The 835-nt window shown below is 69.6% G+C and carries 1 protein-coding gene and 1 pseudogene; both read left to right on the forward strand.

All coding sequences use genetic code 11. The features are described 5' to 3' along the window. Positions 1-597, forward strand: a 597-nt coding sequence (locus IEY55_RS31695) for an FG-GAP repeat domain-containing protein (protein WP_189062273.1), incomplete at its 5' end; no start/stop codon positions are given. Continuing rightward, positions 594-835: pseudogene (locus tag IEY55_RS31700) on the forward strand (enediyne biosynthesis protein UnbU); the annotation flags it as partial. The gene IEY55_RS31695 and the pseudogene IEY55_RS31700, both read left to right, overlap by 4 nt.

Raw genomic sequence — 835 nt, forward strand, 5'->3', positions numbered from 1 at the left:
AACCGCTGGCCCGAGCTGCAGGAACTCGCCATGGGCAACGACGAGCTGTTGCGGTTCCCACAGGTGTGGCCCAACTTCCAGCCCGGCGACGACCTGTCGGGCCGCGAGCACAACCCGTTCTGGGTCCGCGACGACGACGGTCGCTACTTCGACATCGCGAACGCACTGGGCCTCGGGCAACCTGACGTGTCTCGTGGCTTCGCCTTCGGCGACATCGACGGCGACGGCCGGCTGGATGCGGTCCTGGCCAACCAGTGGCAGGATTCGCGCCTGCTCCGCAACACCTCGACGGCGGCGGGGCCGGCGGCCGACGTACGGCTCGTCCTGCCCACGGCGAACGGCACCTCTCGTCCGGCGATCGGCGCGCAGATCGAGCTGACCGGGACCGGTTCGTCCGGGAAGGCCCAGCTCTACCCGGCCAACGGGCATGCCGGCGTGTCCTCGACAGCGCTGCACCTGGCGCTCCCCGACACCACCGACCACGAAGCGATCGTGTCGTGGGTCGACGAGGCCGGGCAACACCGGGCGAGGATCCAGATCGGACCCGGACATCGAACCGTGGTGCTCAACCCGGACGGAACGGCGGTGACACGATGACCACGACCTCGGTGGCCTCCACCACGGCCACGGACAACCCGAGCCGCGGGGACCGTCCCTCACCGGGCCCGGTCGACGTGCGTGTCCGGGCGTTGACCCGGTTCGCCATCTCGATCACCGTGTTCACCATCCTCGGGCACGCCGTACTCGGCTTCGAGCAGGCGCCGATCGTGCCGATCCTCGCGGTCGTGGTGAGCTATGCCTCCGCGTTGCTGTTCGAGCTGCTGGACTCCTGGGC

The organism is Longimycelium tulufanense (genome assembly GCF_014645795.1).
In the GTDB taxonomy this organism is placed as follows: domain Bacteria; phylum Actinomycetota; class Actinomycetes; order Mycobacteriales; family Pseudonocardiaceae; genus Longimycelium; species Longimycelium tulufanense.